The sequence below is a fragment of the Erythrobacter sp. SCSIO 43205 genome (genome assembly GCF_019904235.1).
Taxonomy (GTDB): Bacteria; Pseudomonadota; Alphaproteobacteria; order Sphingomonadales; family Sphingomonadaceae; genus Erythrobacter.
In genome coordinates this window covers 725,142-738,800 of the sequence record NZ_CP063202.1, presented here as the reverse complement: position 1 = coordinate 738,800, position 13,659 = coordinate 725,142, and the positions used below count along the sequence as shown (strand labels likewise).

General features: G+C 58.0%; 10 protein-coding genes. 6 read left to right on the top strand and 4 right to left on the bottom strand.

The features are described 5' to 3' along the window. Window positions 1-5: 5 nt before the first annotated feature. Entirely contained in the window at window positions 6-1,613 is a 1,608-nt protein-coding gene (locus tag INR77_RS03525; RefSeq protein ID WP_255573906.1) for a TIGR00341 family protein, read from the bottom strand. Window positions 1,614-1,850: 237 nt separating this feature from the next. On the opposite strand from INR77_RS03525, the gene INR77_RS03520 reads away from it, so the two are divergent. From INR77_RS03520 to INR77_RS03500, 5 genes are all read left to right on the top strand, one after another. Further along, window positions 1,851-3,083: a toxic anion resistance protein gene (locus INR77_RS03520; protein ID WP_255573905.1), complete on the top strand. Its 1,233-nt coding sequence runs from the start codon at window positions 1,851-1,853 to the stop codon at window positions 3,081-3,083. Continuing rightward, window positions 3,083-3,889: a hypothetical protein gene (locus INR77_RS03515; protein WP_223072554.1), complete on the top strand. Its 807-nt coding sequence runs from the start codon at window positions 3,083-3,085 to the stop codon at window positions 3,887-3,889. Before INR77_RS03520 ends, INR77_RS03515 begins: the two co-directional genes overlap by 1 nt. A 2-nt stretch (window positions 3,890-3,891) precedes the next feature. Beyond that, the gene (locus INR77_RS03510) at window positions 3,892-4,194 is read left to right on the top strand and encodes a polyhydroxyalkanoic acid system family protein (RefSeq protein ID WP_223072553.1); all 303 of its coding nucleotides are present in this window, start codon (window positions 3,892-3,894) and stop codon (window positions 4,192-4,194) included. 181 nt (window positions 4,195-4,375) lie between these two features. After that, window positions 4,376-4,990: a biliverdin-producing heme oxygenase gene (locus tag INR77_RS03505; RefSeq protein ID WP_223072552.1), complete on the top strand. Its 615-nt coding sequence runs from the start codon at window positions 4,376-4,378 to the stop codon at window positions 4,988-4,990. Beyond that, window positions 4,987-7,566: an HWE histidine kinase domain-containing protein gene (locus tag INR77_RS03500; protein ID WP_223072551.1), complete on the top strand. Its 2,580-nt coding sequence runs from the start codon at window positions 4,987-4,989 to the stop codon at window positions 7,564-7,566. The genes INR77_RS03505 and INR77_RS03500 overlap by 4 nt, the downstream gene beginning before the upstream one ends. A gap of 3 nt (window positions 7,567-7,569) precedes the next feature. Here the strand turns inward: INR77_RS03500 and INR77_RS03495 are convergent, their stop codons facing one another. The 3 genes from INR77_RS03495 to INR77_RS03485 form a co-directional block, all read right to left on the bottom strand. Continuing rightward, window positions 7,570-8,376, bottom strand: a complete 807-nt coding sequence (locus tag INR77_RS03495) for a class I mannose-6-phosphate isomerase (RefSeq protein WP_255573904.1) — start codon at window positions 8,374-8,376, stop codon at window positions 7,570-7,572. Then, window positions 8,376-9,413: a mannose-1-phosphate guanylyltransferase gene (locus INR77_RS03490; RefSeq protein ID WP_255573903.1), complete on the bottom strand. Its 1,038-nt coding sequence runs from the start codon at window positions 9,411-9,413 to the stop codon at window positions 8,376-8,378. The genes INR77_RS03495 and INR77_RS03490 overlap by 1 nt, the downstream gene beginning before the upstream one ends. 117 nt (window positions 9,414-9,530) lie before the next feature. After that, a complete protein-coding gene (locus INR77_RS03485; RefSeq protein WP_223072550.1) occupies window positions 9,531-10,262 on the bottom strand; it encodes a TonB family protein in 732 nt (243 codons plus the stop codon). Between the two features lie 107 nt (window positions 10,263-10,369). On the opposite strand from INR77_RS03485, the gene INR77_RS03480 reads away from it, so the two are divergent. Then, entirely contained in the window at window positions 10,370-13,618 is a 3,249-nt protein-coding gene (locus tag INR77_RS03480; RefSeq protein ID WP_223072549.1) for an ATP-binding protein, read from the top strand. Window positions 13,619-13,659: the final 41 nt, after the last annotated feature.

The following is a 13,659-nucleotide window of genomic DNA, read 5'->3' as shown; positions in this document are numbered from 1 at the left end:
ACGGCTTAACGCGCGGCCCAATCGGCTTTCAGCGGGCCAAAGCGCGGGGTCACACTGACCTCGACACCGTTTTCGCGGAGCGCCTCTGCGGCTTGCGTTGCTTCGACCTCGCGGCCCTCCAGCACCACGGGGAGCCCGGTGCGCTTAGCCGCCCATTCGACGATAGCGAGCGCCTCTTGCCCGGCTTCGTCGGGGCCTTCTTCGCCAAAGGAGATGGTGCCAGGCAAATCGCCGACCGGTGGCAACACCTCGATCACCCAGTCAGGTTCGGTTGCGGCAATGCGCATTTCAAGCGCGCGGTAGGAGGCAAGGCTTGCCCCTTCCAATTCCTGCGCGCGCACCGTGGCCCGCTTGCGGCCCGTGTCGATTGTAACCTCGTTTTCAGGCACGCCAGCGACCAGCGCCAAGCGGCCCGCCAAAGCGTTCGCACGAGCAGAGGCGGCGGCTTGCTCTTCCTGTGCGCGGGCAGCGGCAAGCGCGGCCTGATCGGTATCGCGCGCGCTCGAACCTGTTTCCACCTGTGCCAGCGTAAGATTGACCTCGCGCCCAAGCCGCGCTTCGAGCGCTTTGGTGATGTCAGATTGCGCATCTTCGCGAAATTCCGGGCTGAACATGGTGCCCGTGACCCCGATCAATTCTTCACTAAATGTGATGTCAAGCTCTGCAAGACGGCCAGATCCCTGAAATTCCTCGGTGATCTCTTCACGCACAATCCGCTGGGCATTCGCTTCCCAGGCAATCGTTCGAAGCGAGAGGCCGAGCGGGATGGCAAGTCCCAAAAAGACGACGATGATCATGGTGTTCTGGAACTGTGACTGGCGCTGGCTCAAACTGCCGCGAAAACCGTAGAGTTTTGACAGGCCCCAGGCGGTGAGCGCAATCGTCACAAGGTTAGTGACAAACAGCAAGAGCGCGCCGGAAAAAACTGTCCAGTTCATCGTCGCAAAGCCGAAACCGACCACGGCCAGTGGCGGCATCAAAGCGGTCGCAATCGCCACGCCGACAATCGCGTTCGCGCGCCCTCTGATCATTGCATATGCGCCCGCGAGCCCAGAGAAGAGCGCGACGAGCAGGTCAAACAAATTGGGCTGTGTGCGCGCGGCGATCTCCGGCGTGATCGTGGTGATGGGCGACAAAAACACGATGATCGAGCACAGCAGCACCGCACCAAAGCTGCCCCAGAACAGCGACATGGTCGACTGTTTGAGCCATTGGTAATCGGTAATGCCCAGCGCAAATCCAAGGCCCATAATCGGCCCCATCAAAGGCGAGAGAAGCATCGCGCCGATCACCACGGCGGTTGATGATTGCAAAAGGCCGATAACGGCAATCCCAGCACTCATCGCTGTCATGAAAAGATAGTGTTCTGACATGGCGCAGTCATCGCGGCGTTTGGCGATGACATCTTCGTGATCAACCGCGCCGATCACATCATCACGCCACCATCCCCTGAAAGTTGCGAGCACACGCATGAGGCCATAGCGGCTCTGCGTTGCCGCGCGCACCGCTTCACCGGCGCTATCGACTTTGCCAAAGACGGCAGAAGGCTCGCGCTCCTGCGGGGCGGGTGCAGGTTTGGGTGTTTGTTCAGGGTAGTTATCGGTTGGTGACAAAGCGTTATTCCTTCGAAAACCGCTTTTACGGGCAATCTTGAGCAAACAAAAGCTGCAAAAGGATAGAGCGCCCTTCAAAGACGTAGACGTTGAGGGCAGAAAAAGGCAGACTTCTCCCTTGATCTCACGCGCACGCTTGAAGCGACGCTTGAACAACGTGTTTTAGATCACTAATACAGTAGGAAAGAGGCATCCGCGCCTCGCCTATTTTCGCCTAGGGAGCATCGATTTCCTGCCATGAGCACTGACACAACGCCTGACATCAACCTTTCCGCGCCGACCAAGACTGCGACGGATTTTGAGCTTACCCCGCCCGATCCCGTGCCTCAGGTGGCACCTGAAAAGGCCGCAGGGCTTGTCCCGGTCACAAGCGAGCAGAAATCGAAGCTTGAGGTGAAAGCCGATGCATTTGTGCAAGACCTGATTTCGGTCGATGCCAATTCGCCCGAATTTGGCGCGAAAGTCGACCAGATCACCCGCATGGGCCAGGAGCAAATCCGCGCAGCTGCTGCACACTCCAACCGTTTTCTTGACCGCCCGGTGCGCGCGATGGACGCCGACAGCGGTGTGGGCAGTGACCTCGCCGAACTGCGCCGCACGGTCGAAGACCTTGATCCGGGCAAGAAAAACAAGCTTCTGGAACCGCGCCGCCTGTTCGGGATCATCCCGTTTGGCAACAAGCTCAAGAACTACTTCGACAGCTACACCAGCTCGCAAGGGCACATTCAGGCGATCCTTGAACGTCTGGAGTCCGGCAAAAAAGAACTCCACATGGACAATGCCGCGATCGACACAGAGCGCGCGAAATTGTGGGAGGCGATGGGCGAATTGGAGCAGATGATCCACATCGCCAAAACGCTTGATGCCAAGCTTGAGGCAAAAGCGCTCGAACTGGATGCGAGCGATCCTGAAAAAGCGAAAGCTTTGCGTGAAAGCGCACTGTTTTATGTGCGCCAACGCACGCAGGATTTGCTGACGCAAATGGCGGTGAGCGTGCAAGGCTATCTCGCGCTTGACCTTGTGAAAAAGAACAATGTCGAACTTGTCAAAGGCGTCGACCGGGCAAGCACCACAACCGTTGGCGCGCTTCGCACCGCTGTGACGGTGGCGCAGGCCATGACCAATCAGAAGCTCGTTCTTGGGCAGATCACCTCGCTCAACCAGACGACATCCGACATCATCGATTCCACCAGCACGCTGCTGCGCGAACAGACCGCGCAAATCCATGAGCAAGCCGCATCCAGCACCATCCCGCTCGAAACTCTGCAACGCGCCTTCCAGAATATCTATGACACCATGGATGAGGTTGACGATTTCAAAGTCCGTGCGCTCGATAGCATGAAGCAGACGGTCAATGTCCTCACCGATGAGGTTGAGAAATCCAAAGGCTACATCGCGCGCGCTGAGGGTCAGGCGCAGGCGCAGGCCAAAGTGGCAAGCGAGCCCTCGCTCCTTTCGCTGGATAGCTGATGGCAGACACAACTAGCGAATCTGACCGGATCATGCGAGCGGCGAGCCAGTCGCTTGACGCCAATCGCAATGGCGGCGTGCATCGGCGCGCGGCCTCGATTGGCAAGGGTTCGGCCAATGCCAAGTTGAAGACATGGATCAAACGCGGCGGCTATTTCGCGCTCGCGGTGTTTGCGATCATGACGGCCGCCTCGATCATCGGGGTTATCCTTAATGGCATCGGTTTTGTCGGCGTGATGGCCGTCGCGATGGCGATCATGTGCGCAGCGGTATTCTTCTCGCAATTTCCGAAAGTCAAAATCCCCAAGCGCTCTGAATTGAAGCAGGGTAATCCCAAGCAGATGGTCGCGCGTGTTGAACTCTGGCTTGAGAACCAGCGCGCTGGCCTTCCCCCGATGGCTGCTGCTCTGGTAGAGAAGATGGGCGGGCAATTGGACGCGCTCGGCGCGCAGCTTGAGAGCATGGACGATGCCCATCCCGCCATGTCTGAAGTGCGCGAGCTTGTGGGCGACTATATCCCTGAGACAATCGACAATTACCGCAAAATCCCGGAGCATTTGCGTTCAGAAGAACACGCTGGCGGCACGGCTGATGCGCGGCTTGTCGAAAGCCTGACCAAGCTTTCGGGCGAACTGGACCGGGTGACGCGGCGTTTGGCCGAAGGGGCGATGGATGATCTGGCGGTCAAATCGCGCTATCTCGACTACCGTTTTGGCAGCGATGACCTGCTTGAAGATGCAAGCGGTATGCCGGATACGGGTGTGCCCCTCCCCGACATGACACCCGCCACTAAGGCGGAGCGCTAAGGATGCGCGTCTCGCTTCCCCACACACTTGGCCGCGAAGAAGTGCGCCGCCGGATGCACGAACACGCGCACGAAATCGGCAGCTATTTCCCGCCCGGCATGGCCACGGTTGAAACCGAATGGCCGCATGAGGACCGGATGGACCTTTATATCACTGCAGCTGGCCAGCTGATCGAGGGCGGGATTGAAGTTGGTGATGACACAGTCACCATCGAAATGGACTTGCCCGCCATGCTTGGCTTCCTGCGCGGCACTTTGGAGCGGGCGGTGAGAAAGCATGGAGGTCGATTGCTCGAGAAAAAGTGAACGCGCATCATCCGCACGCGGAGGCAAGCTTTTCCAAATGCCTCTCAAATCGCAAAAAACCGGCAGGGGCGCTTTCATACAATACGCGGCAAAGCTGGCCACCTGTGCGCCTCACATAACTTATGTAACGTTGCATTGACGCTATTTGTGTCTATCTTGAATAACGGACGTGAATAGCAAAATGAGTGAATCCTTGGAACCGGACCGCAGCAAAGAGCGCAGGCGGCAAACCTTGCGCCTGCATTTGCGCGGGGCGACCGCTGCTTTGCACGACCGGCTCGACACCGCGATGAGACCGCCCGAAGACTGGCGCGCGCGCGGCGAATATGTGCGCTTTCTCACGACGCAATATGAGGCCCGCGTCCCGATTGAAAAATGGCTTTTTGAAAACGCACCTGAGGAGCTTACACCTCCTGAACAATCGCCGCTTCTGGCCCACGATATCGCGGCCTTGGGTGCGCAACTCCCCGCAAGGCGGGTTGAATTTGCTCTCAAGGATAAGGGCGATGCATCCATGTTAGGCGCCGCTTGGGTGCTGGCTGGCTCCTCGCTTGGAAACCGCGCGATGCTGCACGATATGCGCCGCGTCCTTCCCGATCAGAACCAATGGCCCGCCGCCTTTTTGAGCAGCACAGCCATGACCGAATTTTGGCAAGGGTTACGCCCTGCCCTCGAAGCGCCGGCATCAGTTCACGATGAAGAGCTCGCCGAGCAGGCCGCGCGCCAGATTTTTGACCATTTTCTCGCCGTTGCCGATGCGATGCGGCCACAAGACAGGGTGGAACAAACACAATGAATATCCATGCCCACCCACAAGCGCTGACCGAATGCGACCGCGAGGCCATTCATCAAATCGGCTTTGTTCAAAGTTTTGGCGCGCTGATCGCGGTCGATAAAGATTGGCAGATTACGCATTACAGCGAAAATGCGAGTGACATCCTGAAAAGCGAACGCGCGGTTGGTGTCGGCGATCCTTTAAGTGATCACTTGACCGGCAAAGCCGTAGAAACACTGCGCGAGGCCCTCCACAAGATTGCCGAAGATGACGCTAACGAGCGCGTGTTTGGGCTTAAACTCACCGATGGCGATGCGCTTTATGATTGCGCGATTCACCCCTCGGGTGATCGCATCATTATCGAATTTGAGCCCCATCAATCGGCCAGTTTCCGGGACCATCTGGCCGCGATAGCTCCGATGACAGATGCGATTGCAAGCGCAAGCGATGTCGATGGCCTGTGCCAGTCAACCGCCAGCCTCGTGCGCTCCGCGCTCGGATATGACCGGGTGATGATCTATCGCTTTCACCGCGATCATAGCGGCGAAGTGGTGGCAGAAGACAGGATTGACGAACTCGACAGCTTTGTCGGCCTCAGATACCCGCACACCGATATTCCGATGCAGGCGCGCGAATTGTTCAAACGCAACCGCTTTCGCATTATTGCCGATGTCAACGCTCCGAGCGCCGCGATTGAACCTTCGCCCGGAGCAGGCAACCAGCCGCTCGATTTGTCGCTCAGCGTGCTTCGCGCATCCTCTGAAATTCACCTTCAATACCTCAGGAACATGGGAGTTGCCGCCTCTCTCACGATAGCGATCGTGCGCGCCGGGCGTTTGTGGGGACTGATCTCGTGCCATCACAACACGCCAAAGATGATCCCTTTCACCCAGCGCACCGTTGCCGAAGTCATAAGCCAGGTGTTCTCACTCATGCTCGACCGGCTTCTGGTTGAGCGCTCTGAGCAATTGCGGGTCCGTTCCCTAGCGCTGCACGAGAAACTGATGCGCCGCTTTGCCGATGGCGTGTCCTTCGTCGAAGACCTCGATATGTTCGAGCAGGTGATTGCAGAAATGATCCCGCATGACGGGACATCGGTTCTGATCCACGATCAATATCGCAGGCGCGGCTCTGCTCCTGATGAAGCGCAGTTCAAACGACTTTTACCAAGGCTGAGCGCCATGCACGAAAGCAGTGTGCTCACTACCAATCGCCTGTCTGCACGCGTAGACGAGGCGCGGGAATTTGCCGATGTCGCGGCGGGTGCGCTTGTCCTGCCCATTTCCAGAAGCCCGCGTGATTACCTCGTCCTGTGGCGCAAACCGTTGACGCAAACCGTCCTGTGGGGCGGCAATCCGGCAAAGGCCGTCACTCCGGGCAAAGACCGGTTGGAACCGCGCAGCAGCTTTAAAGCCTGGGCTGAGACGGTTGAGGGTTTGAGCGATGAGTGGAGCGATGACGAGCTCACTATCGCTGAAAGCCTGCGTTCGACCTTGCTCGAGGTTATTTTGCGCATGACCGACGAGGTTGCGCAGGAGCGCCAGCGTGCTCAGGAAAAGCAGGACTTGCTGATAGCAGAGCTCAACCACCGGGTGCGCAATATCCTCAATCTTATCCGCGCGCTTGTTTCACAATCGAGCAAGGATGCGGCGAGCGTCAGCGATTTTGCCTCAATCATCGGCGGTCGCATCGCCGCCTTGGCGAGCGCGCATGACAATATAACGCGCCAGCAATGGGCCCCTGCGCCCATCGCCGACCTGTTCGAAACAGAGCTTGAAGCCTATGTCGCAGACAAGAATGACCGCCTGCGCCTGACGGGAGAGGCCGCGCTGGTCCAGCCAGAGGCTTACACCGTGCTTGCACTTGTGGTGCACGAACTGGTCACCAATTCCGCCAAGTATGGCAGCCTTTGCGACAGCACTGGGACAATCAATGTCGATATTTCCAAGGCTTCGAACGGCGATTTGCTGATCAATTGGACTGAGGTCGGCGGACCACCGGTTCAACCACCCACACGCAAAGGCTTTGGCTCAACCATCATTCAACGCGCCATCCCCTATGATCTGCGCGGCGAAGCCGAGCTCAACTTCAAGCTTTCAGGGGTTGAGGCGAGTTTCCGGATACCTGCACGCTATGTCGCTGCACCAGAACTCGCGCTGGCGGCCAATGACATTGGCGATGCGGACAATATCGCCCTTGGTGAGGCTGATGATGCACGCGCATTACCCCGCCATGTTCTGGTGGTTGAAGACAATATGATCATCGCGCTTGACGCTGAGGACAGCCTTCTTGAGCTCGGTGTGGAATCCGTTCAGGTCGAAAGCTCTGTTGCAGCCGCGCTTTCAGCAATCAAAGAGCGTGAACCTGATTTCGCGGTCGTGGATTTTAACCTTGGCGTTGAATCGAGCGGCCCGGTTGCACGCGAACTGGTCACAAGAGGCGTGCGCTTTGTGCTCGCGACCGGCTATTCCGAATTGTCGAGCGATCTTGATACGATGGGCGCATCGGGCCTTATCCGAAAGCCATACGGATCAGCGGAGCTTAAAGCGGCTTTGCTGGGCGAGTTAGGCAATGACGGCGCGCAGCTAACGGCCTAGATTTTACACTGAGCGCGTCAGCAAGGTGAGCTTTGCAGCGCTGAAATCGAGTGCCTCAAGGCTCGGTGCGACAAGGCATTCACCCTCGCGCGCGCAAACATCGCTATCCTTCGCTGTAACCGTGCCTTCGAGCGGCAGCACCAATGCCGCGCCCGGATAGGCCGCTTTGACCGCAGCGTCCGGCTCGCCCTTGATGCGGTCGAGGCGAAACCTCGTTCCGTTGATAAGAGTGGGCTCGCGGCTTTTCACCGTACCTTTGCAAGAATCCGGGAAAGGCGCGCCCACCGCAACATCAAGCGCCCGCTCAAGATGAAGCTCGCGCGGGCGGCCATAATCATACAGGCGAAAAGTCGTGTCGCTATTCTGTTGGACTTCAACCAGTGAAAGCCCCGGCCCAATTGCGTGTACAGTACCCGGTGTGAGGTGAAAGATGTCGCCCGCGCTCACCTCGTGCCAGGTAAGAAGCTCTTCGATTGTGCCATCCTCAGCAGCGCGTCCCATTGCCTCCGGGGTGATGGGCTCGTTAAAGCCTGCTGCAAGCCGCGCGCCGGGCTGTGCGTCAAGGACAAGCCAGCATTCCTCCTTGCTGTCTTCGCCATCGCGCGCAGCGTCTTCGCCCGGATGGACCTGCACTGAAAGCTTTTCGCTGGTGAAGAGATATTTGACGAGAAGCTCGCTTTGCTCAGGCGGAGGCTCGAACCAGATTTCGCCGATACGCTTGCCATCCGGTGCTTCGAAGGGTGCAGGCAGCTGGTCGCGGCCCCAAACCTTTTCGACCATGCGCTTTTCCAGTTTGCGGACAGGAAACATCACTGATCCTTCGCGCCGGGCAGCTTTCCGACTTTTTGCGCACCATCACGCGTGGTCACCAGAACCTCTCCATTGGCAACCACGATGCACACATCTTCAAGGCCCACCGCTGACACGCGCGGACCATCGCTCATGGCAAGAACACGGGTACAATCGGCAAGATCAGCGCGGCCCCTCACCACGTTCTGATCATCGGCATTGCCTTCCTGCTCGATCAAGGCGTCCTGCAACGCGGCCCAATTGCCGATGTCTGACCAGCCCATATCAGCAGGCACCATGGCGGCATTGGGCGTGTTTTCCATCACCGCATAATCGACCGAATCCCCTTCGATACCGGCAAATTCCTCTGGCGCTGGGTGGATCACCGATCCATCGCTTCTCGCCCCTGCGACAGACGCTTTCACCGCCTTAGCCATCGCCGGGCGATACTGCGCCAACGCATCGAGATAGGCTCCTGCGCGAAAGGCAAAGATGCCGCCATTCCAGCTGTATTCCCCGCTTGCCAGATAGCTTTTCGCACGCTCCAGATCGGGCTTTTCGACAAACTCAGCCACCGCAAAACCGCCGTCCAGCGCTCGTCCGTGGCGAATGTAGCCATAGCCTGTTTCAGGCCGATCAGCGGTGATGCCAAAGGTGGTGAGATAATCTTTTGCCGCCAAAGCGGCAGCGGCCACCGCAGCTTCACGCAAAGCCTCAGGCTTGGCGATGTAATGATCGCTTGGGCACACCAGCATGATCGCATCAGGGTCCAGAACCTCAGCGGCAAGAGCAATCGCGGGCGCTGTGTTTCTGGCTGCCGGCTCAATGATCAAACGGTGGGGCTTTCCATCCATTTGCTCTGTGATGAGCGCCTCATGCGCCGCCCCTGCGACAATAACAGGTTCGCCAAACCGCGCATCATCCGCAACGCGCGCGCACGCCTGCTCAAACAGGCTCGTTTGCCCCACGAGAGGCAGAAACGGTTTTGGCTTTGCCTTGAGGCTGACAGGCCACAGGCGTGTGCCGCTACCGCCACACAAAATTACGGGATAAATCACGAGTGCACTGGTCCTTCTTCTGGCACTGATGCCTGACTTACCGCCCCCTCGCAAAAGCTATGCACCCGATCGCGAAGCGGAACAACTAACTACGTAGTAACGCTAGGCAAACTGGGCTTAGCGCTCCCGGAAATCAACCCGGTAACCATAGCGCGCAGCCACCGGTTCGCCGTTCTGACGCTTTGCCGGGTTGAACCGAATTTTTTCCATTACAAGCCCGCATACCTGCGCCGTCGTAGCCGCATCTGCGCTGGTGCGGGCAACTGAGCAATTGGTCGCGCGCCCATCAGGTTGAACGGTGAATACCACTGTTACCGATGTGCCATAGCGCACCGAGCGCCCGCCCTCTGGCACCGGAAAATCGCGGCGCGGGTCAAGCGAGCCTGAACGCACGCTGGGCTTAATCGCAACACCATTGCCTTGCCCCCCGCCTTGATTGCCGCTGCCTGTGCCGAGCCCCTCGCCCTCGCGCCCGGTGCCATCGCCTGCATCGGTCGCGCCTGAGCTTTTCGCAGCCCCGGTTGACGAGGCTTTGGGACGCGGTTCGGGACGTGTTTCAATGCGCGATGGAGGCGCTGTAACGGGCTCCGGCACCGCCTCTTTCCCGGCGTTACCGCTTGCTCCTTCATCGGGCTCAGGCGGGGTTTCGGGGTCGGGTTCATCGGCAGGGGTGGTGACAGTAACCGTCAGCACACGCCCCACTTCTTCCTGAACGCTGGCAGTAAAATCGGGCGCGAGCAAACTGGCCAGACCATAAAGCGCAGCCACGTGAAACACCGCAATCGCAAAGAGCCACTGCCAACGCAGCTTTCGCGGTTTTCCCTGATAGCGCGATTTGCCCTTGGTCATTTATATTCTGCGAAGTGGAATCTGGGCTCTTGTGGAAGGGCCATGAAAGGAACGCGGGTTCTGGCGGTACAACACGTAGGGTTCTGGTCCCTCTTTAGACGAAAGCGATGGAGCGCAGCATAGATAGCGCAGGAAACCTAACTGGCAAAGCATATGCCCTTGATCCAGAGGATTTTGATGTCCTTGAGGAATTCGGTGCGGCTGCATTTCCCGCTGATGACGCTGCGTCGGTTGACTCTGACAACAGCGCTGAGGCGCCCTTGCCTTCAGCTATGGATCCGGAATCAGATTCGGACAGTTTTGCTCATCCGTTCACACAAATGAATGTGCAATCGCTTTTTGGCCAAAAAGCTGATCAGCGCAGTTTGGTTTACGGCATACTTGGGGGCTTTGCCTATTTCCTTGCCGGGTTCTTGTGTTTGCAGCTTGCACGTTTTGACGCGACCTTGGCGAGTGTATGGCTTCCCAACGCCATTGCAGTCTCGGGTCTGTTTTGCGCACGCCTTCGTAATGAGCTGCCGCTGATTGTCGCCGTTGTACTTGGGAGCGTGACTGCCAATACGTTGTCCGGCACGCCATTGGGGACAGCGGCGGTCTTCACGATCGCAAACCTCACCAATATTCTGGTCGCGACCTGGCTGACCCGGCGGGTCTGCGGCGCCGTGCCTGACCTTACTGACCTCTCGCATCTGGGCTATTTCCTTCAGTACGCCGGACTTGTCGGGCCGATCGCGAGCACTGCAATTGCCGCTCCCGTGCTGGGTTCTGATCTTGATTCCATCTTGAAAGGGATGACCGGCTGGTTTGTCGCCGAAACGCTGGGCGCAATTCTTGTCGTGCCTGCTGTCCTGCTTGTCGCCAGAGCATGGAGCGCGCCTGCAGGCATCATGCCCAAAAAGCTGTTGGAGGGTGTGGCCCTTTCCACGGCCGGGCTTGTCGCAATCGCGATTGATCTGAGCAATGACGGCTATTCTTTGATGTTCCTCGTTCCTCCCATCACCTTGATGCTCGCTATCAGGCTGGGTGCATTGGGTACGGCGCTGTTCGTGCCGGGTATAGCGGTCGTGACAGGGATCGTGAGTTATGCAGGGGTGGGTCCAACTGCAACTGCGGCTCTTGATGAGGGGCTCAAGCTGCACCTCATACAGGCTTTCATCGCAGCCAATTTCCTTACCGGTTTGCCGGTCGCAGCCATTCTCGCAGGACGCGAACGCCTGACCGAAGAATTGCGTAAGGGACGGCAGGAACTTGCCCTTCTCACCGAAGGGATCACCGATGCGATCTTGCTTATCAATTTGCGCGGGGTGTGCACATATGCCTCCCCTTCGGTGGTCGATGTCTTAAGCCGCCCGCCTGCCGATTTCATAGGCAAGCCCGTCGATCATCGCACCCATGATGACGCGCGTGACCGCATTGCGAACGCGCTCGAACTGTTGCTTACCGGAAGAAGCGAGCAGGAACGCCTCACCTATCGCCGCCTTTTGGATGATGACAACGGCAACCCCGTCTTCATCGAGGCGGAATGCGCTGTGGTCAAAGACCCGGTCAGCGGCCAGCGAACCGGGATCGTTGTGTCCGCGCGTGATGTGACCGAGCGGGTTGAGCTTGAACTTCTTTTGACCAGAGCGCGCAAGTCCGCCGAAAAAGCGGCAAAGGCAAAAAGCGAGTTCTTAGCCAATATGAGCCATGAAATCCGCACGCCGATGAATGGGGTGCTGGGGTTTGCAGAGCTTTTGCGCGAAGGTGACCTGAGCAAAGAGCACCGGCGCCATGCGGATATGATCGTCCAATCAGGCCGCTCGATGATGATGCTTCTGAACGACATCCTTGACCTGTCAAAGATCGAATCAGGCCAGGTCGGCATTGCCAACGAGCCGGTTGATGTGTTTGCGACCATTTCTGAATGTGCCGCACTTTTCCGCCCGACAGCGGAGAAAAAGGGGTTGAAGCTCGATTTTTCCATTACCGAATCCGCCGCCTCGCTGACCAAAGCGGGTCTTTCATGCGGGTCAAACCCCTGGATCAAAACGGATGGTCTGAGGCTGCGGCAAATTGTGCTCAACCTGCTTGGCAATGCAGTCAAGTTCACCGAACATGGGACCGTCAAGATCGGTGTAACCGGGGATGAAGAGGAAATATCAATCACGGTTGCCGACACCGGGATCGGCATCAGCAAGGCCCGCCTCCAAACCATTTTCGCACCCTTCACCCAAGGCGAAGGCGACACCACGCGCCATTATGGCGGAACCGGGCTTGGCCTTACTATAAGCAGGCAACTCGCAGAGCTTTTGGGAGGCACAATCGAGGTTGAAAGCGAGGCGGGTGTGGGCTCGCGTTTTACGCTGACCCTGCCTGCGACATACACCGAGGCGCAATTGCCCGAAGTGACGGATGAGGACGCTTTTGAGCCCTCCATGCTGCCGCAACAGGCGAAAATTCTGTTGGTCGAAGATCATGACGTGAACCGGCTGCTGGTCACAGAAATGCTTGAACGCTGCGGCCAGAGCGTTGCGAGCGCGCATGATGGGAATGAGGCGATTGCGATGGTGATCGATTCGATCATGCGCGGCAAACCCTATGATCTGGTGCTGATGGATATTCAGATGCCGGGCTGTGATGGGTATGCGGCGACACGCGCCATCCGCGCGGAAGGCATTACCCCTGAAGAGTTGCCGATCATCGCGCTCACTGCAAACGCTTTCCCGGAGGATTTGGCAACCGCGCGTGATGCAGGGATGCAGACGCTTCTGGCGAAACCTCTTGTGTTCGCTGATCTTGCCCGCGCGCTTCAGCGATGGCTTCCAACCCGTATCGTCGACAATGACGAGCGGGGTGATCGACGCGCTTTGGAAGAAACGGTGGAAAGCCGTGCTATTCAGGATCAGAATAGCGCCTGTGACGGGCCGGATGATCACATTACAACTGAGATTGTCGATATATCGCGCGATCCCAAAACCCGCCCGGTCAAGATCGGTGAATGTCCGCCGCAAGTGAGCGCTGGAAGAGCGTACAACGCATCAGGCAGAAGCGCGGCGCAAGGCCATTCCCCTGCCCTCATCCGCCGCTGGGAAAAGCGGCGCAGAGAAGCGGTTGAAGCTGTTCGCAAGGCGCTCGAAGATGGGACGCTGGGCAAAGACGATGCCTCCTCGCAGGCGTGCGAGGAGCTTGCAACAATCATCCATAAGCTTGCTGGAACCGCAGCGATCTTTGGTGAGGCAGAATTGGGCGATCAGGCCGCAGCGCTTGAAAATGCGCTTCGTATGAAGCTTCCGGCAGACGTTCGAGAAACGCTCGCCTTTGAACTTTTGAGCGTAGCTGATGATCCAGCGGACAGCCTGGCGCAACTCGAAGATTGAGCAGCGCCAGAGGGCGTTAAGCGACATCACCAACGCATAAA